The sequence below is a fragment of the Mesorhizobium sp. B2-4-2 genome (genome assembly GCF_006442845.1).
Taxonomy (GTDB): Bacteria; Pseudomonadota; Alphaproteobacteria; order Rhizobiales; family Rhizobiaceae; genus Mesorhizobium.
In genome coordinates this window covers 611377-630573 of the sequence record NZ_VFVM01000001.1, presented here as the reverse complement: position 1 = coordinate 630573, position 19197 = coordinate 611377, and the positions used below count along the sequence as shown (strand labels likewise).

The window sequence follows — 19197 nt, the reverse complement described above, 5'->3', positions numbered from 1 at the left end:
CGAGCGGCAAACGATTGTTCATTGCGCCTCGCTAAAGAATGAAAAATCCAGCATCGCGGATGCGGGCTCGCGCAACTTGCACCCGCCCGTTGAGCGCGCTAGCAAGAAGCCCCTTCCCTCACGCGAGCTTTTGCCATGCGTCTGCGCCCTCCCCTTATGCCGCTCGTTGCCGCGCTTCCGTCGACCGTGCCGTTTGTCGGCCCCGAAGCGCAGGAGCGCGAGCGCGGGCGTGCATTCCGCGCCCGCATCGGCGCCAATGAGAGCAGCTTCGGACCCTCGCCGCGCGTCATCGCCCGGATGGCCGAGATCGCGCGCGACATGTGGATGTATTGCGATCCGGACAATCACGACCTGAAGGTGGCCGCGGCAGCGCATCATGATCTCAAGGTCGAGAACGTCGTGGTCGGCGAAGGCATCGATGGCCTGCTTGGTCTGGTGGCGCGCATGTATGTTGCGCCTGGCGATGCGGTGGTCACCTCGCTCGGCGCCTATCCCACCTTCAACTTCCACATTGCCGGTGTCGGCGGAAGGCTTGTCACCGTGCCCTATGCGAACGACCACGAGGATTTGGAAGGGCTGCTGGCTGCAGCCGCCAGGGAGAAAGCGCCGCTGGTCTATCTGTCCAATCCGGACAACCCCATGGGGAGCTGGTGGGAAGCGGCCGAGCTGACGCGCTTCATCGAAGCGCTGCCGGAAACCACCATGCTCGTGCTCGATGAAGCCTATGGAGAATTGGGGCCGGCCTCCGCACTGCCGCCCATCGACGTCTCGCGGCCGAACGTCATCCGCATGCGCACCTTTTCGAAAGCTTACGGGCTTGCCGGCATACGCTGCGGCTATGCGGTCGCCGAGGCCCAGGTGATCAGCGATTTCGAGAAGATCCGCAACCACTACGGCGTCAGCCGCATGGCGCAGGTGGCGGGCGTCGAGGCGCTCGCCGACCAGGATTATCTGGATTCAGTGGTGGCGCGGGTGGCGGCAGGGCGCCGGCGCATCGCGCAGATAGCCGAACAGAACGGGCTGACGCCGCTGCCGTCGGCGACCAATTTCGTCACCATCGATTGCTGCCGCGACGGCGCTTTCGCGCTGAAGATCCTGCAAGGCCTGTTGTCGCGCGACGTCTTCATCCGCAAGCCGATGGCGCCGGGGCTCGATCGTTGCATCCGCGTCAGCGTCGGACTGGACCACGAGCTTGACATTTTTGCCGAGGAACTGCCCGGCGCACTGGCCGCCGCCCGTGGAAACTAAACGAGCGTTGCCATAGCGGCGACACTTGCCGGCCCGTTAGAGATCGAGTTCCCAGTTCTGGCCGGTGAGTTCCTTGCCGAAACTGTGATGGCGCTCCTGTGAAACCAGTCTGAACCCGGCGCGCTCATAAATCGCGCGGGCGGCGACCAGAATGTCATTCGTCCACAGAACGAGCTTGATGTAGCCGCAGGCGCGCGCCTGGTTCACGCATTCCGCAACCAGGCGCTTGCCGATGCCCAACCCGCGCGCCGCAGCCTCGACATGCAGCAGCCGCAGTTTCGCGACCTCGTCGTCCTGGTGAACCAGAAACACCGCGCCAAGCGGGAGGCCGGCGCGTTCGGCGATCCAGCAGAAATCGCGCCCTGGCTTGAAATTGCGGATGAAGTCGGCTCCGATTTCGGCAACCAAGGCTTCGAACTCGATGCTCCAGCCATATTCCTCGGCGTAGAGCTGGGCCTGACGCTGCACCACCCAGCCAATGTCGCCGACGCGATGCGGACGCAACGTCACGACGGGGGGCGCCGTCTGGCCTTCAGCCGCCGGATCGCCCAGCAGCTCCGCTGCCTTGCGCAAGGCGTCGCCGAGTTCGGCCAAGCGGTGGTCGGGCAGGTTCTCGATAAGCCGGGAAGTGTCGCGGTCCGCCGCGGCCTGCAGACCGGCAAGGGCGGCCCGCCCCCTTGCCGTCAGCGACAGGATACGCCTTCGCCGGTCGACCGGATCGGTCCGGGTCTCGGTCAGGCCTTCGCCGGCGAATTTTCGCAGGATCCGCGTCAGATAGGCCGCGTCGAGACGCAGTTGCCTGGCGATTTCGGAGGCGGCCGGGCCGACATCGATGTCGAATGTCTCCGAAAGGAAGCCTCGCTCGCCGGCGATTTCCGCCGCCGCCGGGCGATCCCGATGACCAAGCTCGAACAGGACGCGCGCCTCGGTGAGCGTGAACGGGCTCTGCGTCAAGGTCTCGTCGAGAAGGCCGACAGTGCGGGTGTAGAAACGGTTGAAGTGCCTGATATCGGCCACCAAAGCACTGCGTTGGTCCAGCATCTGCGTTCAGCCCTTGGGTGATGATAGCCACAGTGTTAGAAATTTAGTGGACTGAGTCAATTAAATTCGAGTTCGACTCGGGCCCCCTCCATCCTCGTTCGACCGGCCTGTTGCATTCCCCCTCGCCTGCGCCAGATTCCAGCAGACGAGCCTCGGGAGAGACGCAATGGCTGACGATCGCAAGGCAGTGCGTGTGCGGGCCCACGGCAAGGTGCAAGGCGTCGGCTACAGGATCTGGGTCCGAAGCCAGGCCGCCAGCCTTGGGCTTGCGGGCTGGGTGCGCAATGAAGCGGATGGCTCGGTGACCGCCGAGATTGCCGGCACAGGCGAGGCCGTCTCGACCATGATCGAACGACTTTGGAAAGGACCGCCGGGAGCATCCGTTTCCGGGATTGACGTTGAAGATGCGGTATCCAGCAATCCTGTGACCGGCTTCCGGATCGATGCCTGATGCGGCTTCGGCATACCTCTTGAATTAATTGAACGTTCGTTTTATTAATTCGCAACAAGGGAGGCTCTTTTGGCGCGCACGACAGGATCCGATGGCGGGAAGACCGAGGCGGCAGCCCGCGAGGCGGCGGTCAACCTGATCGCGCGGCTCGGCTATGAGGCGATGTCGATGCGCCAGCTGGCATCCGAAGTAGGCGTGCAGGCAGCCGCGCTTTATCGCTATTTCCCGACCAAGGAGGATTTGCTGTTCACGCTGATGCGCGAGCATATGGAAGAGCTGATCGCAGCCTGGAACGCCGCACGGCCCGCCGATGCCGATCCGGCAAGCCGGCTTTCGGCCTATGTCGAGAACCACATCGCCTTCCACATCGCCCGCCGCCATGCGACGCATGTTTCGAACATGGAGCTGCGCAGCCTGTCGCCCGAAAGACTGACCCAGATACTGCGGATGCGCACGGCCTATGAGAAGGAACTGCGCGCCATTCTGCGTGACGGCGCCGAGGCAGGCGTGTTCGTCGTCGAAGACACCGGCCTCACCGCCATGGCGCTGATCCAGATGATGACCGGTGTCATCGTCTGGTTCCGGCCGGGCGAGCGGCTGTCGATCGCAGAAGTCACGGCGACATATCTTTCGATGACGATGCGGCTCGTCGGCGCGACGATCGACACCTACAGCGCCGCACATCCGTTTGGACGCGCAAACGACGCCGTGGGATTTTAGTTTCGCGCATGATCTTTTCCGAAAATCCAAGTCGATTTTCGGGGGTCATGCGGCAGGAGGAACCGGATGTACACGAACACGCTCAGCTTCGGGCATGACGAGGATGTCGAGGCATTGCGCGAGCTGGTGCGGCGCTTCGCCCAGGACAGGATCGCGCCGATCGCCGCGGAAATCGACCGCTCGAACGAATTCCCGGCGCATCTGTGGGCGGAACTCGGCAATCTCGGCCTCCTCGGCATCACCGCCGATCCGGAGTTCGGCGGCAGTGGCATGGGCTATCTCGCGCACGTGATCGCCGTTGAGGAGATATCAAGGGCCTCGGCCTCGGTCGGCCTGTCCTACGGCGCCCACTCCAATCTCTGCGTCAACCAGATCAACCGCTGGGCAACGCCGGCGCAGAAGGAGAAATTCCTGCCGCCGCTTTGCTCGGGCGAGCGCGTCGGCGCGCTGGCCATGTCGGAGCCCGGCGCCGGCTCCGACGTCGTCTCGCTCAGGCTGCGCGCCGAAAAGCGCAATGACCGGTACGTGCTCAACGGCACCAAGATGTGGATCACCAACGGCCCGGACGCCGAGACGCTGGTGGTCTATGCCAAGACCGATCCAGAGCGTCATGCCCGCGGTATCACCGCCTTCATCGTCGAAAAGGCCTTTGCCGGATTTTCGGTCGCGCAAAAGCTCGACAAGCTCGGCATGCGCGGCTCCAACACCGGCGAACTGGTTTTCGATAATGTGGAGGTGCCGTTCGACAACGTGCTGCACGAGGAAGGGTGTGGCGTCGAGGTGCTGATGTCTGGTCTCGACTATGAGCGCACGGTGCTGGCCGGTGGCCCGATCGGCCTGATGGCCGCGTGTCTCGACGTCGCGGTGCCCTATGTGCATGAGCGCAAGCAGTTCGGCCAGGCGATCGGGGAATTCCAGTTGGTGCAAGGCAAGCTCGCCGACATGTACACGACGATGAACGCCGCGCGCGCCTATGTCTACGCGGTCGCCGCCGCCTGCGACCGCGGCCAGACCACCCGCAAGGACGCCGCAGGCTGCATTCTGTTTGCCGCCGAAAAAGCAACGCAGATGACGCTTGACGCACTCCAGCTTCTGGGTGGCAACGGATACATCAACGACTATCCGACCGGCCGGCTGCTACGCGACGCCAAGCTCTACGAAATCGGTGCCGGCACCAGCGAAATCCGGCGATGGCTGATCGGCCGCGAGATCATGGCGGAGGGGGTATAGCATGGCCGTCCTCCGGACCCAGATCTCCCCTTCCTCCGATACCTTCCACACCAATGCCGAACGCATGCGGGCGCTGGTCGGCGATATCGCCGAAAAGGCCGCGAGCGTCGAGCGCGGTGGCTCGGAAGAGGCGCGCGAGCGACACGTCGCGCGCGGCAAGCTGCTGCCGCGCGAGCGGCTGGCGCAATTGCTCGACACCGGGTCGCCCTTTCTCGAGATCGGCCAGTTCGCCGCATGGTCGATGTATGGCGAGGACATTCCCTCCGCCGGCATCATCGCCGGTATCGGGCGCGTCGAAGGCACGGAAGTGATGGTCGTCGTCAATGACGCCACGGTGAAGGGCGGCACCTATTACCCGCTGACGGTGAAGAAGCATCTGCGCGCGCAGGAGATCGCGCTGCAGAACAATCTGCCTTGCGTCTACCTGGTCGACAGCGGCGGCGCCAACCTGCCCAACCAGGACGAGGTGTTTCCCGACCGCGAGCATTTCGGGCGCATATTCTACAACCAGGCCAACATGTCCGCCTCAGGCATCCCGCAGATCGCCTGCGTCATGGGTTCGTGCACGGCGGGCGGCGCCTATGTGCCGGCAATGTCGGACGAGACGATCATGGTGCGCAACCAGGCAACCATCTTCCTCGGCGGTCCCCCGCTGGTGAAGGCCGCCACCGGCGAGGACGTCAGCGCCGAGGATCTCGGCGGCGCCGACGTCCATACACGGCTCTCCGGCGTCGCCGACCACTACGCGCTCGACGACGAGCATGCGCTGGCCATCTGCCGGCGCATCATCAAGAACCTCAATCGGAACAAGACCGTAAGCCTTGCCGTCCAGAAACCGATTCCGCCGCTTCATCCGGCAGATGAGATCTACGGCATCGTGCCGACGGATCTGCGCCAGCCCTATGACGTGCGCGAGGTGATCGCGCGCCTCGTCGACGGTTCGGAGTTCGATGAGTTCAAGCAGAATTACGGCACCACGCTCGTCACCGGCTTTGCCCATCTCCACGGCATGCCGGTCGGCATCATCGCCAACAATGGCGTGCTGTTTTCCGAAAGCGCGCTGAAGGGCGCGCATTTCATCGAACTGTGCTGCCAACGCAAGATTCCACTGGTGTTCCTGCAGAACATCACCGGCTTCATGGTGGGGCGCAAATATGAGGCAGGCGGCATCGCCAAGGACGGCGCCAAGCTGGTGATGGCAGTCGCCACCGCCCGCGTGCCCAAGGTCACCGTGATCATCGGCGGCTCGTTCGGCGCCGGCAACTACGGCATGTGCGGGCGCGCCTACTCGCCCCGCTTCCTGTGGATGTGGCCGAACGCCCGCATTTCGGTGATGGGCGGCGAGCAGGCGGCGACGGTGCTGGCCATGGTCAAGCGCGAGGGTATCGAGCGCAAGGGCGGCGAATGGAGCGCTGAGGAAGAAGCGAAGTTCAGGAAGCCGATCCTGATGAAATACGAGCATGAAGGCCACCCGCTCTATTCCTCCGCAAGGCTATGGGACGACGGCATCATCGATCCGGCCAGGACGCGCGAGGTGCTGGCGCTCAGCCTCTCGGCCGCGCTCAACGCGGAGATCGAGGAAACGCGCTTCGGCGTGTTCAGGATGTGAAATGGGCGAGGTGCAGGACAGGATCCGCATTAACGTCGGCGACATCACCAAGTTGGATGTCGACGCCATTGTCAACGCGGCCAATTCCTCGCTGCTCGGCGGCGGCGGGGTCGACGGCGCCATTCACCGGGCGGCGGGGCCGGAACTCCTCGCCGAATGCCGCACGCTCAACGGCTGCAAGACCGGCGATGCAAAGTTGACCAAGGGCTATCGGCTGCCGGCCCGCTACGTCATCCATACGGTCGGTCCAGTCTGGCAGGGCGGCGGCAAGGGCGAGGCGGAGTTGCTCGCCTCCTGCTATCGGCGTTCGCTCGAAATCGCCGCCGAGAAGGAATGCCGCTCGGTCGCCTTTCCGGCGATCTCGACGGGCATCTACCGCTATCCGAGGGATGAGGCGGCAGCAATTGCAGTCGGCGCCGTAAATAGCTTCTTGAGCGGAAATACGACGCCGCAGACCGTCATCTTCTGCTGCTTCGACGAACAAATGGCCGAACTATACCGTGAGGCCGTTGCTTCCTCGAGGCGAACGCAGTCTACGGAGGTTTCATGTTCACAAAGATCCTGATCGCCAACCGAGGCGAGATCGCATGCCGGGTGATCCGCACGGCGCGCAGGATGGGGGTGCGCACGGTTGCCGTCTATTCCGATGCCGATGCGAAATCCCTGCATGTCGAGATGGCCGACGAGGCGGTACATATCGGTGCCTCGCCTGTCAGCGACAGCTATCTGCGCGGCGACAAGATCGTCGCGGCCGCCTTGGCGACAGGCTCGCAAGCCGTTCATCCCGGCTATGGCTTCCTGTCGGAAAATCCTGATTTCGTCGACCAGGTGGCGGCCGCGGGGCTCACCTTCATCGGCCCGTCGGCGGCCTCTATCCGCGCCATGGGGCTGAAGGATGCCGCCAAACGGCTGATGGAAAAGGCCGGCGTGCCCGTCGTGCCGGGCTACCATGGCGAGGCACAGGAGATCGTGGTCCTGGCCTCTAAGGCACGCGAAATCGGCTACCCCGTGCTGATCAAGGCGCGGGCCGGCGGCGGTGGCAAGGGCATGCGCCGGGTCGAGCACCCCGACGAGTTTTCCGAAGCGCTGTCGAGCGCACGACGCGAGGCGAAATCCGCTTTTGGCGACGACCGTGTACTGGTGGAAAAATATATCGACAAACCGCGCCACATCGAGGTGCAGGTTTTCGGCGACAATTTCGGCAATGCCGTCCATCTGTTCGAACGCGACTGCTCGGTGCAGCGACGCCATCAGAAGGTTATCGAGGAAGCCCCCGCCCCCGGCATGACGGAGGCGTTACGCAAGGCGATGACCGAGGCGGCGGTGAAGGCCGCCAAGGCGATCAGCTACTGCGGTGCCGGGACCATCGAATTCATCGTCGATGCCTCGCAAGGCCTGACGCCTGACCGCTTCTGGTTCATGGAGATGAACACGAGGTTGCAGGTCGAGCACCCGGTCACCGAGATGGTCACCGGCACTGATCTGGTAGAATGGCAGTTGCGGGTCGCATCCGGCGAGAAGCTGCCGAAAACGCAAGGCGAGATAAAGCTAGCCGGCCACGCCTTCGAGGCGCGCCTCTATGCCGAGGATGCCGCAAGGGAGTTTCTGCCTGCGACCGGCACGCTGCATCATCTGAAATTTCCCGACATGGTTCCCCAAGGGGCCGCCATGCGTGTCGAAACCGGGGTGCGGGCCGGCGACGCCATTTCTCCCTATTATGATCCGATGATCGCCAAGCTGGTGGTGCATGGCGGGGACAGGCCGGCTGCGCTGGAGGCACTCGGCGCGGCGCTTGCGCGAACCGAAGTCGCCGGTTCGATCGTCAATACCGCCTTCCTCGCCGCGCTGGTGACCGATCCGGACTTTTCGGCGGGCGACGTCGATACCGGCCTGATAGGCCGCCACCAGCAGGCGCTGACCGAGATTGCGCCGCCGAGCGGCGAAACGGTCGCGGCCGCGGCCATAGCGGCCTCCGGGGCGGGCGCGCTGCCGGCATCGGATGATCCATGGTCGTCGCTTGCCGGCTACACGCATTTCCATGGCATGGCACGACAGATCCGGCTGAAGTTTGGCGAGGACGATATTCTGGCAAGGGTTTCGGTACGACCAGACCGGCGTTCCCAGGTGACGCTCCATGCACCCTATGACAGCGCCAATTCGCATGACCTTCGCGCCGTTCCTCGCCTCGCCCGCTGGCCAGGCCACATCACGATATTCGAAGGCGCGGCCGGCTATACGTTCGCGGTGCCGGACCCGTTGGCCAGAGGCGATGATGCGGCGGCGGCGTCAGGCAGTTTGCGCGCGCCGATGCCGGGACTGGTCAAGCTTGTGCGGGCGACAAAGGGCGATACGGTGATGAAGGGGCAACCGCTGCTTATTCTCGAGGCGATGAAGATGGAGCACACCATCGCCGCGCCCCATGATGGCGTGATCGCCGAGATCGCCACCGAGGGCGCGCAGGTTACCGACGGCACTGTGCTGGTGCGGTTCGAGGATATGCAAGGCTGACAGCCTCGCTGCCGGACGCCAAGCGTCCCTGTCCTGCCGGACAGAGAGAGGCGCCGTAGAATGTCGACCGCCGTTATATGTCCATGGCAAGACACACAGGCAGAAATGAAATGGCCGGGACGAGCCCGGCCATTTCATCGATATAGGCAGCGATTACGGCTGGATCGGCGCATACTTGCCGTCGTGCCACTGGTTGATGTCGTAGCTGGCGTTCTTGAGGTCGCCCTTCTCGTCGAAGGTGACATTGCCGACAACCGTGCTGATTGGCTGCCCGTTCTTCAGCGCCTCGGCGACCTTGGCCGGATCATCGCTGCCGGCACGCTTGATGCCTTCCGCAAAGGCCTGGATCGTGGCGTAGGAGAATAGCGTGAAGCCTTCCGGCACGAAACCGCCGGCTTTGATCTTCTCGACGGCTGCCTTGGCTTCCGGCTTTGCCTGAGGATCCGACGGGAAGACGAACATGGTGCCTTCGCCGGCCGGGCCGGCAACCTGCCAGAATTCCGGCGAGGCTATCGAATCCGGCATGATCAGCTGGAACTTGATGCCCTGTTCCGCCGACTGGCGCAGGATCAGGCCAGCCTCCGGGTGGTAACCGCCGAAATAGACAACGTCGGCCTTGAGGTCCTTGAGCTTGGTGACGAGCGCCGAATAGTCCTTTTCGCCGGCATTGATGCCTTCATAGTCCACTTCCTTCAGGCCGCCGGCATTCATCGTCGCCTTGACCGCATCGGCAACGCCCTGACCGTAGGCACTCTTGTCATGCAGGATGACGACGTTCTTGCCGGCATACTTCTTCGCGATCCAGGGGCCGATGAAGGCACCCTGCGCATCGTCACGCGTATAGAGGCGCATGATCGTCGGCCAGCCGGCCTTCGCTGCGGCGTCGGTCAGCACCGGGTTCGAGGAGGCCGGGCTCATCATCAGGGCACCGGCTTCGGCATAGACGGCGGAAGCCGGAATGCTCGAACCCGAGCAAGCGTGGCCGTCGATGAACTTGACGCCATTGGCGACGATACGGTTGGCGACCGAAACCGCCTGCTTCGGGTCGCACTGGTCATCCTCGATATCGAGCTTGATCTGGCGACCGTCGACACCGCCGGCGGCATTGATCGCGTCGGCGGCAGCCTGCGCGCCCTGCTTGAACTGATCGCCAATGGTGGCGAGCTGTCCGGTCATCGGACCGACCACCGAAAAGGTGATGTCGTCGGCATAGGCGACCGGCGCGCTCATCATCAGGCCGAAAATGGCCGCGTTCAAAATACTTAATTTTTTCATTGCGGTATGACTCCTCCACTCACGCGCGGCCGCCCCGGCCACGCTTCTTCCAGAGAGGCCGGACAATTTCATCCTTCGTGTGGCCTGTCTAGGCGCATTGGCGGCGCTCGATTAGGCCTGCGGAGCATCTCTGGAGCAAAAAGGCAAAAGCCGCGCCGGCCTTGTTCCGGCCGGTCGCGGCTTTGCCTGTCGAGTTGTTTCTCAAGCGCCCCCGCACTCGAACCCAACTCGCCTTCCCTGTCTTCCTGCTGGCCCTGATTTTTCCGAAAACCGGATCATGGCCGCCGCGCCGCTGGCCCTGTCGGGCGTGCCGCGTTCTTGGTTTTGTCGCGTGGCCGTCTTACCGCGGCCTTGTCCTTGCCTGGCGGACCAGAAGGCCGCCCTGCCTTATCTCTAAATTCAGTGCATCGTCATCCATTCGCGGGCTTCGCGCAGCGCCTTGGCGATCTCGACCTTCGACATCGCAGCCGACAGTTCCGAACGCAATTCCGCAGCGCGGGCCGAACCCTTGATCGCGGCGATGTTGAACCATTTGTGGGCGGCGACGACATCGGTCTCGCAATCGCGGCCCGTCGCATACATCATCCCCAGTTCGAAAAGAATGTCGGCCTGGGCAGTTGCCCCCATGGCGCCGAAGCCTGCTTCAAGCATTTCAAAACGTGCCATTTTTCAATCCTCTCTTCCGGCCCTGTCTGGCTCCCGAGAGCTGCCTCCGTTTGTCTGTCCGGGCTGCTCTTTCGATGCTTTCGAGAATGCCGCGCAGGCTTGAATCCGTCGTTAAATGGCGTGCTTAATTTGAGGAAAACAAAGCTAAAACAATAGGTAAACGTGGAAATTCGTTAAGGATACAAAGCCAGCGATTCAGCCGGATAGCGCCAAATTTGACGAAAATTTTCGCGAGCGGAATCAACACTCCGCTAACCACGCGAAACAAACGCCGCGCATGCATACATTCATTTCCCTGCCGACATTGCTTCCGTCGGCGCTTCTGAATTGCCAAAGCTTCCGCTGCGGCACCGCTTTTGTTTTGCGGGGAGCTGGATTAGCTTACGTTTGCGTAAGCGGCAGACCGGCGAGGCGGAGCCTCCTGCCGGGTATCCAAGGGAGGAAAGATGTTTCGAAAAGCAAGCCTGGCCCTGGCGGCCACTTTGATCCTGACCGGTCTGGCCTGGGCCGATCCGATCGAGGGAAACTGGAAGACGCAGGCCGGCGATACCGCGGCCATCGGGGGCTCGGGTTCATTTTCCATCACGCTGAAGTCTGGCAAATATGCCGGCAAGACCATCGGTTCGCTCAAGGCGTCCGGCGACAACAAATACACCGGCAACATAACCGACCCGGCAAACGACAAGACCTACTCCGGCAAGGCGACACTATCGGGCACCTCGCTGAAAATGAGCGGTTGCGTGCTCGGCGGGCTGATCTGCAAGAGCCAGACCTGGCACAAGCTCTGATCGACCCCATCCTTGCGACATGAAAACGGGGCCGGCAGGCCCCGTTTTCGTTTCATGATCCTGGCATGCTGTGCCGGCAGCCATGCTCCTTATGGCCAGCGCCGCCTCAAAATCCATCAACCGATTTGAACGGCAGATGAACGTCGGCATCAGAGCCGGTTCAGTCGTGCCCGGGCATTCTCCTGCGTATTGAAGGAGACACGACCAATGCTCGCCCGCCGCTTCACCATCGTCTGCCTGCTGGTGAGCCTGTTTGGAATGTTCTTCGCCATCCTCGTCGCCGAAGCGGGCCGTCCGGCCCGTTCCTGGGACGAGGCCAGTTCCAGAACCTGCCGCCTCGCCTGCCCGACCACCCTTCGCCCCTGAGACAGAAACCAAAGACCTGACCAAACCAAGACCTCGAAAGAAAAGCAAAGACCATGAACCGCATCGCCGCCAACCTCTTCAAAACCGTTCGGCTTCTGCCGCGGGCGGCGCTCATTCTGGCGTTTCTTGCCGCGCCGGTCCTGGCCGTACCGATGATGCGTGCCGATGCCGGTTCCACGATCGACGCGCCAGCACTGAAGAAGTCGGGCGTCGGTTTCGTGCTGCTGGTCAGCCTGCAGCGCGGATAAATTGCGCCTTCGATCGGGACACCCCTCCCAACCGCCTTTCCAAATCTCTATATTGAGCCATGGAAAAGCGAATCTATCCCCAAGCCATCGAATCTGTCGTCATGCCCTCGCCTTTTGGCCGGCAAAGCTTCGACACCGCAGAAAAGGCCGTCGCGGCGTTGCAAGCCCTTTATGACCGCAACACCAAGTTCCTGCGCGACTCCTTCGCGGCGCTTGCCGCCGGCGGCGACAGCAGCAAGCGCTACCGCGCCTTCTACCCGGAGATCGGCGTCACGACCAACTCGTTCACCCAGATCGATTCGCGCCAAGCCTATGGCCACATGCCGACGCCGGGGCATTTTTCCACCACCATCACCCAGCCGAGCCTGTTCGAAAGCTATCTGGTCGAGCAATTGCGTCTGATCATGCGCAACCACGGGGTCGCGGTCACGGTCTCGGAATCGACAACGCCGATCCCGCTGCATTTCGCCTTTCTCGAAGGCACCCATGTCGACGGAACCGCGGCCGAGCGTATCCAGCGGCCTATCCGAGACCTGTTCGACGTGCCAGATCTCGACGGTACAGACGACCAGATCGCCAACGGCACGTTCGAAGTGGCGTTCGGAGAACCAAGGCCGCTGGCGCCCTTCACCGCGCAGCGGATCGACTATTCGCTCCACCGCCTGTCGCACTATACCGCGACCACGCCGCAGCATTTCCAGAATTTCGTGCTGTTCACCAACTATCAGTTCTATATCGACGAGTTCGTGGCGCGCGCCCGTGACCTGATGGAGAATGGCGGCGGCGGATATGCCGAATTCATCGAACCGGGCAACGTGGTCACCAAAGCCGGGCAGAGCGCCCCGAGCGAAGGGGTGGCGCCGCAGCGCCTGCCGCAGATGCCGGCCTACCACTTGAAGAAGCCGAACCATGGCGGGATCACCATGGTCAATATCGGTGTCGGACCCTCCAACGCCAAGACGATCACCGATCATATCGCTGTGCTAAGGCCTCATGCTTGGGTGATGCTCGGCCACTGCGCGGGCCTGCGCAATACGCAGGCGCTGGGCGATTATGTGCTGGCGCATGCCTATGTGCGCGAGGATCACGTGCTGGACGACGACCTGCCAGTCTGGGTGCCGATCCCGCCGCTGGCCGAAATCCAGGTGGCATTGCAGGAAGCGGTGGCCGAAGTCACCGGCCTGTCGGGGTACGATCTCAAGCGCATCATGCGCACCGGCACTGTCGCCACCATTGACAACCGCAACTGGGAACTGCGCGACCAGCGCGGACCGGTGCAGCGGCTTTCGCAGTCGAGGGCGATCGCACTTGACATGGAATCGGCAACGATCGCGGCCAATGGCTTCCGCTTCCGCGTGCCTTACGGCACGCTCTTGTGTGTCTCCGACAAGCCGCTGCATGGCGAACTGAAGCTGCCCGGCATGGCGACCGAATTCTACAAGCGGCAGGTGGCGCAGCACCTCACCATCGGCATCAGGGCGATGGAAAAGCTTTCGGAAATGCCGATGGAGCGGCTGCATTCGCGCAAGCTCAGAAGTTTTTCGGAAACGGCCTTCCAGTAGCCGATCTGCGCGCCGCCAGAGCCATTCGCCGTCTTGCCGGCGATTCGCCATCTTGCCGGCAATTCGCTATCTTGATTGAGCCGCATTTTTGCCGATAACCGGGCGGGGACCATCGCAGGCAACTCATGCAGATCTGATCCGATGAAACGCAGTCGAGACATGGCGGCTTCACTGGTATTCATCGTGATGATGACGCTCTCGGTCGCGCTGGTGGCCGGCTTCTTAGGCGCGTTGCACCCGGCGCTCGATTCCTTTTCGCATTTCCGCATTCACCTCGCCGTGCTGATGGCGCTTTGCGCGCTGCCGCTGCTGGCGACATCGTTTCGCCTGCAAGCGGCCGCGGCCCTGGTTTTTGCCGTGGCCGCTCTTGCCACCGCTTCGACCGCCTTGCCCCGGCCGTGGCCGGTTCAGGCGGTCGCCAAACCCACCGACCAGGTAGTCTACAGCCTGCTGCAGATGAATCTGCGCTACGACAACCCGACGCCGAAAAAAGTGCTGTCACTGATCGGCCGGACCAATCCCGACGTCATCACCCTGGACGAGGTGTCGGCGATGTGGGCGACGGAGCTTGGCTACATCGCCAGCGCCTATCCATACCGGATCCTCTGTCCCTATCCCAACGGCGTATTCGGCGTCGCGCTGCTCTCGCGGCGGCCCTTTCTCGCCGGCACCGCGCCACATTGCGAGCGCCGGGGCGCAATGGCCGTTGCGACCATCGATTTCGGCGGCAGGAGCGCCGACGTCGCCGCCATCCATCTCAGCTGGCCGTGGCCGCGGGAACAGTATTGGCAGATCGGCGAACTCTCGGAGCAGCTTTCATCGCTCGGCCAAACCGCCATCATGGCCGGCGATTGCAACGCGGTGCCATGGAGCGCCGCGGTGCGGCGCGTCGCCGCTCTCGGCGGACTGACGGTCATGCCGTCGGCCGGGTCGACCTGGATTCACCGGAAGCTGCCCGACTTCCTGCGCCGCTATGCAGGCCTCCCGATCGACCAGGCGTTCAGCAAGGGCGGCGTGACCATTCTGTCGTCAACGCGACTGGAAGATACCGGCTCCGACCATCTTCCCGTACTCGTGGAGTTCTCGCTTCGCCCCGACGACAGGCTGCCCCATGACGAGCATGAGAGCGCGCTCGCGGCGAGCGACCTTGAAAACAATCCGCGCGGTTGATGCTTCGGCATTCTCAGGGTTTGGTCAACGCTTCGACAAGGTGCTCGACAGGCCCGCCGCCGCGATGCTCGCGCGCATCGAAAGCGTTCTGCCTGGCTTCGTATTCGACATAGATGGCCTTGATCCGGCGCCGCGCCTCGAGATGCGTGGCGGTGCAGAACCAGTTGTCCGGGCGCCGCAGGCCGGCAAGCGCGGCCTCGGTGGCCCGCATCATACGCCTCGCGATACCGCCATGCGTCTGCTCGTGCTTGCGAACGCCGATCATGAAACGGTCCCAACGTTCGCGCAGGACAGGGCTTGCCGACGAGAGCCGCGGGAAAGTGTAGGTCAGGTTCAGCGTCCCGTTGGCCTGCCGCAGATGGCAGGCACCATCCTTCCGGACAATATCGAGATCCCAATGCACGGCGTAACCGGTTTCGGCGATGGCACGCGCCATATAGCCGTGCTTGGGTCCCAGCCGGTCCATTGCCTCGACAAGGGCGGCTCCGGTATTTCCAACGACATCATAGGTGCGGATGTGAACGGTGAGCTTTGTGCCCGCCGACGCGGCTGATGCGCAAAGCAGCATGAAGGCCATGGCGAGCATCGTGGGGCTGGTCAGGCGCATGTCCGCCTCCTTTGTCGGAGCCGAGCAGACCACACTCGGCGGAAGGCTTCAACGGGCTTGATCGAGGCAGGCGGTCGCCGGCGACAGACAAGTCCGCCGCCGCTCGCATGTTCTTCGTGACGGCTTGGCCGGGCACGCTCACATGTTCTGATAGACCGGGCCTTCGCCACCTTGCGGCGGCACCCAGTCGATATTCTGGTTCGGATCCTTGATGTCGCAGGTCTTGCAGTGGACGCAGTTCTGCGCGTTGATGACGAAGCGCACGTCCTTGGCCGCCGGATCGGCAGCGGCATTGCCGTCCTTGTCGACCCATTCGTAGACGCCTGCAGGGCAGTAGCGCGTCGAAGGTCCGGCAAAGACGTCATGCTCGGAACGCTTCTGCAGCTCCATGTCCGCCACCAGCAGATGCACCGGCTCGTTTTCCTCGTGGTTGGTGTTGGACAGGAACACCGAGGACAAGCGGTCGAAGGTCAGCACGCCATCGGCCTTGGGATAGTCTATTTTCTTGTGCTTCGCGGCGGGCTCTAGCGTGGCGTAGTCGGCCTTGCCATGCTTCAGCGTGCCGAAGGGCGAGAAGCCGAACAAAGTGTTCAGCCACATGTCCAGGCCGCCGATGGCGACGCCGGCGATGGTGCCGAAGCGCGACCACAGCGGCTTGACGTTGCGCACCTTCTTCAGATCCTTGCCGATGTCTGTCGCCCGCCACGCGGCTTCGTAAGCGGAGAGCTCGTCATTGGCGCGGCCGGCGGCGATTGCCTCGGCGACATGCTCGGCCGCCAGCATTCCCGACAACACGGCATTGTGCGAGCCCTTGATGCGCGGGACGTTTACGAGGCCGGCGGCGCAGCCCATCAACGCGCCACCCGGGAAGCACAGTTTCGGCACCGACTGCCAGCCGCCTTCGGTAATCGCGCGCGCGCCATAGCCCAACCGCCTGGCGCCCTCGAAAGTACCGCTGATCGCCGGGTGGGTCTTGAAGCGCTGGAACTCCTCGAACGGCGACAGCCAGGGGTTCTTGTAATTGAGGTGGACGACGAAGCCCACCGCCACCTGATTGTCGTCCAGATGATAGAGGAAAGAGCCGCCGCCGGTCTTGAGATCGAGCGGCCAGCCGAAGGAGTGCTGGACGAGACCCGGCCTGTGCTTCTCCGGCTTGACCTGCCACAGTTCCTTGAGGCCGATGCCGTATTTGCCCGGCTCGCGGCCCTCGGAAAGCCTGAACCTGGCGATCAACTGCTTGGCGAGCGAGCCGCGCGCGCCCTCTCCGATCAGCACATATTTGCCCATCAGCGCCATGCCCGGCGCGAAACCCGGGCCGTGTGTGCCATCCTTTTCGACGCCCATGTCGCCGGTGACAACACCGGTGACGGCGCCTTCCTCGTTATAGAGCAGGCCGGCCGCGGCGAACCCCGGATAGATTTCCACGCCGAGCGCCTCGGCCTTGGCGGCCAGCCAGCGGCAGACATTGCCAAGCGAGACGATGTAGTTGCCGTGATTGTTCATCAGAGGCGGCATCATCATGTTGGGCAGGCGGAAAGAGCCGGCGGGGCCAAGCACCAGGAAATGGTCCGCCGTGACCGGCGTTTTGAATGGATGGTCTTGTTCGTCGCGCCAGCCCGGCAGCAACCGGTCGATGCCGATTGGATCGACGACGGCTCCTGACAAGATGTGGGCGCCAACCTCACCGCCCTTTTCCAGCACGACCACGGAAAGCTCGGGATTGACTTGCTTCAGGCGGATGGCGGCGGCGAGGCCGGCCGGGCCCGCACCGACGATCACCACGTCGAATTCCATGCTTTCGCGTTCGATATCGCTCATCAACCCCTCCGCACTGGCTTGTCGCTATTGCGCGTATCTTGCTGGCTCATGCGCTGCATAGCGCATCAAGTCGCGACAGGAAACCGGCGCGTCTGTGACAACGCGGATTTGGCCAAAAAGTCGCGCATCGTGCCGAAGGACACCCGTTTTGCGCCGGCCTGCCCGCAACGCGTACGTTTTTAATTGTTCGACGGCTTGCTTATCGGCCATACTTCGCACCATGCGCATTCCTGGGCCAGGCGGCTTCTCATCAACGCGCTTCCCATCGACGCCCGGCAGGGCCTGCCGGGCGTTCCTTTCGGCCCTCCCCCTGCTGGCGCCGGTCCATGCCTTTGCAGACGAGGTGAAGGTCTGGGCCACCGGTGCCTACTCCTTCTCCGACGAGCTTGGCGGGTTCGAAATCACCGGCGCTTCCGGCACCGGCACCAAGGACGATCCGCTCGTCATCACCGAAGAGCTGAATTCAGCGACGCCGGTGACGTTGACCATCCGTGCAACCAAGCCGATCCAGGCGTTCGGCAAGGCGGGCGAGTTCGCCAACGGCATCATGTATTTGCGCTTGGACGTGCTCAACAACAGCGGCCAGGCCTGGATCGAATTCCAGTTCGAGCTTCAGGAGGTCCTGAATCAGCCGAGCGTCTTCGGCGACGGGCTTTCGTTCGACCAGCGCAACAAGACGCCTGACAATATCTGGTCGAGCAATTTTGCCGATTTCGACCGCGATTTTGAACCGTATGACCGTCTGCTGTTCAAGAACGGCAAGGTCGACCCGCTAAAGACCGCCAGGTTCGAATTCCTGATCACCGACTATACGCCGCGCTGGACCTTTTATCTGGTGCAGGACCCGCGCATACCGACGGGTTAGGTTGCGGTGAGCGTATGACGCTGCCACAGACAGGCCGTCATTGCCCGGTTGTGCCAATGTCCCCAATCACCAACTTGCAATATGCGACCAGTCGAACGATGGTGGCGCCATGACTGCCGCTTCCCCAAACAGCCGACCTGATATCGCCGAGCTGCTCGCCTTCTATGCCAGCGCGGGCGTCGACGAGGCGTTGGAGGACGCGCCGGTGAACCGCTTCGCGGAAGCCGCGCCCAAGCCGGCGGAGCGGATGCCGGCTGCCGCGCCGAGCGATAGCAGAGCACCGGAGCGGCCCGCCCAACCGCGTCTCGATGCGAGCGCCGTGCCTAACGCTCCGCCGGCGCGCCCGCCCATTTCGGCGGTACCCGACGAGGCGCAGGCGGCGCTGGCGCGTGAATTGGCCTCGGCTGCCTCGACGCTGGACGAGCTTCGCCAGCACATGTCGACTTTTGACGGCTGCAACCTGAAGTTCACCGCCAAGAACCTGGTCTTTGCCGACGGCAACCCGGATGCATCGGTGATGCTGGTCGGCGAGGCGCCCGGCCGTGACGAGGATATAGAAGGCCTGCCCTTCGTCGGCCGCTCCGGCCGGCTGCTAGACCGCATGTTGGCCGCGATCGGGCTAGACCGGACATCCGTCTACATCGCCAATGTCATCCCCTGGCGGCCGCCGGGAAACCGCACGCCGACGCCGCACGAAACCGAGATCTGCCGGCCGTTCATCGAAAGGCAGATCGAACTGGTCAAGCCGAAGGTGCTGGTCAATCTCGGCGGGCCCTCGGCCAAAACCCTTCTGAATACGAGCGAAGGCATCTTGCGGCTGCGCGGCAACTGGCGCGCCCACACGACAGCGTCCGGCGTCGTTATTCCGGCGATGCCGACGCTGCACCCGGCCTATCTACTGAGGACGCCGACGCACAAGAAGCTGGCTTGGCGGGATTTTCTCGAGGTGAAGGCGAAGCTAAGAGCGCTCACCTCTCCATGACCTCGCGGGTAATTGAAATGCGCCTGCCGTCGCCCTAACCATG

The 19197-nt window shown here is 63.1% G+C and carries 19 protein-coding genes; 14 read left to right on the top strand and 5 right to left on the bottom strand.

Features of this window, described 5'->3' with window-relative positions; genetic code table 11:
• Window positions 1-135: 135 nt before the first annotated feature.
• Window positions 136-1248, top strand: a complete 1113-nt coding sequence (locus FJ942_RS02995) for a pyridoxal phosphate-dependent aminotransferase (RefSeq protein WP_140897190.1) — start codon at window positions 136-138, stop codon at window positions 1246-1248.
• 36 nt (window positions 1249-1284) lie between these two features.
• On the opposite strand, the gene FJ942_RS02990 is transcribed toward FJ942_RS02995, so the two are convergent.
• Window positions 1285-2289: a bifunctional helix-turn-helix transcriptional regulator/GNAT family N-acetyltransferase gene (locus FJ942_RS02990; protein WP_140897189.1), complete on the bottom strand. Its 1005-nt coding sequence runs from the start codon at window positions 2287-2289 to the stop codon at window positions 1285-1287.
• 166 nt (window positions 2290-2455) lie between these two features.
• Here FJ942_RS02990 and FJ942_RS02985 point away from each other — a divergent pair, with 166 nt between their 5' ends.
• From FJ942_RS02985 to FJ942_RS02960, 6 genes are all read left to right on the top strand, one after another.
• Window positions 2456-2740, top strand: a complete 285-nt coding sequence (locus FJ942_RS02985) for an acylphosphatase (protein ID WP_140897188.1) — start codon at window positions 2456-2458, stop codon at window positions 2738-2740.
• Between the two features lie 69 nt (window positions 2741-2809).
• Entirely contained in the window at window positions 2810-3460 is a 651-nt protein-coding gene (locus FJ942_RS02980) for a TetR/AcrR family transcriptional regulator (protein ID WP_140567723.1), read from the top strand.
• A 66-nt stretch (window positions 3461-3526) separates the two neighbouring features.
• Entirely contained in the window at window positions 3527-4690 is a 1164-nt protein-coding gene (locus FJ942_RS02975; protein WP_140555818.1) for an isovaleryl-CoA dehydrogenase, read from the top strand.
• A gap of 1 nt (window position 4691) precedes the next feature.
• Window positions 4692-6299, top strand: a complete 1608-nt coding sequence (locus FJ942_RS02970; RefSeq protein WP_140897187.1) for a carboxyl transferase domain-containing protein — start codon at window positions 4692-4694, stop codon at window positions 6297-6299.
• A 1-nt stretch (window position 6300) separates the two neighbouring features.
• Window positions 6301-6864: an O-acetyl-ADP-ribose deacetylase gene (locus FJ942_RS02965; RefSeq protein ID WP_140517990.1), complete on the top strand. Its 564-nt coding sequence runs from the start codon at window positions 6301-6303 to the stop codon at window positions 6862-6864.
• Window positions 6846-8807 (top strand): acetyl/propionyl/methylcrotonyl-CoA carboxylase subunit alpha, encoded by a 1962-nt coding sequence (locus FJ942_RS02960; RefSeq protein WP_140494642.1) that lies wholly within the window; start codon window positions 6846-6848, stop codon window positions 8805-8807. The genes FJ942_RS02965 and FJ942_RS02960 overlap by 19 nt, the downstream gene beginning before the upstream one ends.
• A gap of 153 nt (window positions 8808-8960) precedes the next feature.
• Here FJ942_RS02960 and FJ942_RS02955 read toward each other — a convergent pair whose 3' ends face one another.
• Together FJ942_RS02955 and FJ942_RS02950 are read right to left on the bottom strand one after the other, a co-directional pair.
• Entirely contained in the window at window positions 8961-10082 is a 1122-nt protein-coding gene (locus FJ942_RS02955) for a branched-chain amino acid ABC transporter substrate-binding protein (protein WP_140494645.1), read from the bottom strand.
• Between the two features lie 399 nt (window positions 10083-10481).
• Complete coding sequence (locus FJ942_RS02950) at window positions 10482-10748, bottom strand: sel1 repeat family protein (protein WP_010915070.1); 267 nt, start codon at window positions 10746-10748, stop codon at window positions 10482-10484.
• Between the two features lie 446 nt (window positions 10749-11194).
• On the opposite strand from FJ942_RS02950, the gene FJ942_RS02945 reads away from it, so the two are divergent.
• From FJ942_RS02945 to FJ942_RS02930, 5 genes are all read left to right on the top strand, one after another.
• Window positions 11195-11536, top strand: coding sequence for a DUF2147 domain-containing protein (locus FJ942_RS02945; RefSeq protein ID WP_140494647.1), 342 nt, complete (start codon window positions 11195-11197; stop codon window positions 11534-11536).
• Between the two features lie 207 nt (window positions 11537-11743).
• Entirely contained in the window at window positions 11744-11902 is a 159-nt protein-coding gene (locus FJ942_RS28410; protein WP_181169517.1) for a hypothetical protein, read from the top strand.
• A gap of 53 nt (window positions 11903-11955) precedes the next feature.
• Window positions 11956-12150: a hypothetical protein gene (locus tag FJ942_RS02940; RefSeq protein ID WP_140494649.1), complete on the top strand. Its 195-nt coding sequence runs from the start codon at window positions 11956-11958 to the stop codon at window positions 12148-12150.
• Between the two features lie 101 nt (window positions 12151-12251).
• Complete coding sequence (locus FJ942_RS02935; protein ID WP_246679641.1) at window positions 12252-13712, top strand: AMP nucleosidase; 1461 nt, start codon at window positions 12252-12254, stop codon at window positions 13710-13712.
• 159 nt (window positions 13713-13871) lie between these two features.
• Window positions 13872-14882: an endonuclease/exonuclease/phosphatase family protein gene (locus FJ942_RS02930; RefSeq protein ID WP_224680932.1), complete on the top strand. Its 1011-nt coding sequence runs from the start codon at window positions 13872-13874 to the stop codon at window positions 14880-14882.
• A gap of 13 nt (window positions 14883-14895) precedes the next feature.
• On the opposite strand, the gene FJ942_RS02925 is transcribed toward FJ942_RS02930, so the two are convergent.
• Both FJ942_RS02925 and FJ942_RS02920 read right to left on the bottom strand, forming a co-directional pair.
• Entirely contained in the window at window positions 14896-15489 is a 594-nt protein-coding gene (locus FJ942_RS02925) for a DUF922 domain-containing protein (protein ID WP_140657987.1), read from the bottom strand.
• A 138-nt stretch (window positions 15490-15627) separates the two neighbouring features.
• Window positions 15628-17307 (bottom strand): electron transfer flavoprotein-ubiquinone oxidoreductase, encoded by a 1680-nt coding sequence (locus FJ942_RS02920; protein WP_140657989.1) that lies wholly within the window; start codon window positions 17305-17307, stop codon window positions 15628-15630.
• A gap of 220 nt (window positions 17308-17527) precedes the next feature.
• Between FJ942_RS02920 and FJ942_RS02915 the strand changes: the two genes are divergently transcribed.
• Both FJ942_RS02915 and FJ942_RS02910 read left to right on the top strand, forming a co-directional pair.
• On the top strand, window positions 17528-18172 hold the full coding sequence (locus tag FJ942_RS02915) for a hypothetical protein (RefSeq protein ID WP_140657991.1): 645 nt from the start codon (window positions 17528-17530) through the stop codon (window positions 18170-18172).
• A gap of 109 nt (window positions 18173-18281) precedes the next feature.
• The gene (locus tag FJ942_RS02910) at window positions 18282-19154 is read left to right on the top strand and encodes a uracil-DNA glycosylase (protein WP_140657993.1); all 873 of its coding nucleotides are present in this window, start codon (window positions 18282-18284) and stop codon (window positions 19152-19154) included.
• Window positions 19155-19197 lie beyond the last annotated feature (43 nt).

Coding starts and splice junctions, on each gene's coding strand:
- FJ942_RS02995 (WP_140897190.1), top strand. CDS start 136: ATGCGTCTGCGCCCTCCCCTTATGCCGCTCGTTGCCGCGCTTCCGTCG.
- FJ942_RS02990 (WP_140897189.1), bottom strand. CDS start 2,289: ATGCTGGACCAACGCAGTGCTTTGGTGGCCGATATCAGGCACTTCAAC.
- FJ942_RS02985 (WP_140897188.1), top strand. CDS start 2,456: ATGGCTGACGATCGCAAGGCAGTGCGTGTGCGGGCCCACGGCAAGGTG.
- FJ942_RS02975 (WP_140555818.1), top strand. CDS start 3,527: ATGTACACGAACACGCTCAGCTTCGGGCATGACGAGGATGTCGAGGCA.
- FJ942_RS02970 (WP_140897187.1), top strand. CDS start 4,692: ATGGCCGTCCTCCGGACCCAGATCTCCCCTTCCTCCGATACCTTCCAC.
- FJ942_RS02965 (WP_140517990.1), top strand. CDS start 6,301: ATGGGCGAGGTGCAGGACAGGATCCGCATTAACGTCGGCGACATCACC.
- FJ942_RS02960 (WP_140494642.1), top strand. CDS start 6,846: ATGTTCACAAAGATCCTGATCGCCAACCGAGGCGAGATCGCATGCCGG.
- FJ942_RS02955 (WP_140494645.1), bottom strand. CDS start 10,082: ATGAAAAAATTAAGTATTTTGAACGCGGCCATTTTCGGCCTGATGATG.
- FJ942_RS02950 (WP_010915070.1), bottom strand. CDS start 10,748: ATGGCACGTTTTGAAATGCTTGAAGCAGGCTTCGGCGCCATGGGGGCA.
- FJ942_RS02945 (WP_140494647.1), top strand. CDS start 11,195: ATGTTTCGAAAAGCAAGCCTGGCCCTGGCGGCCACTTTGATCCTGACC.
- FJ942_RS28410 (WP_181169517.1), top strand. CDS start 11,744: ATGCTCGCCCGCCGCTTCACCATCGTCTGCCTGCTGGTGAGCCTGTTT.
- FJ942_RS02940 (WP_140494649.1), top strand. CDS start 11,956: ATGAACCGCATCGCCGCCAACCTCTTCAAAACCGTTCGGCTTCTGCCG.
- FJ942_RS02935 (WP_246679641.1), top strand. CDS start 12,252: ATGCCCTCGCCTTTTGGCCGGCAAAGCTTCGACACCGCAGAAAAGGCC.
- FJ942_RS02930 (WP_224680932.1), top strand. CDS start 13,872: ATGGCGGCTTCACTGGTATTCATCGTGATGATGACGCTCTCGGTCGCG.
- FJ942_RS02925 (WP_140657987.1), bottom strand. CDS start 15,489: ATGCGCCTGACCAGCCCCACGATGCTCGCCATGGCCTTCATGCTGCTT.
- FJ942_RS02920 (WP_140657989.1), bottom strand. CDS start 17,307: ATGAGCGATATCGAACGCGAAAGCATGGAATTCGACGTGGTGATCGTC.
- FJ942_RS02915 (WP_140657991.1), top strand. CDS start 17,528: ATGCGCATTCCTGGGCCAGGCGGCTTCTCATCAACGCGCTTCCCATCG.
- FJ942_RS02910 (WP_140657993.1), top strand. CDS start 18,282: ATGACTGCCGCTTCCCCAAACAGCCGACCTGATATCGCCGAGCTGCTC.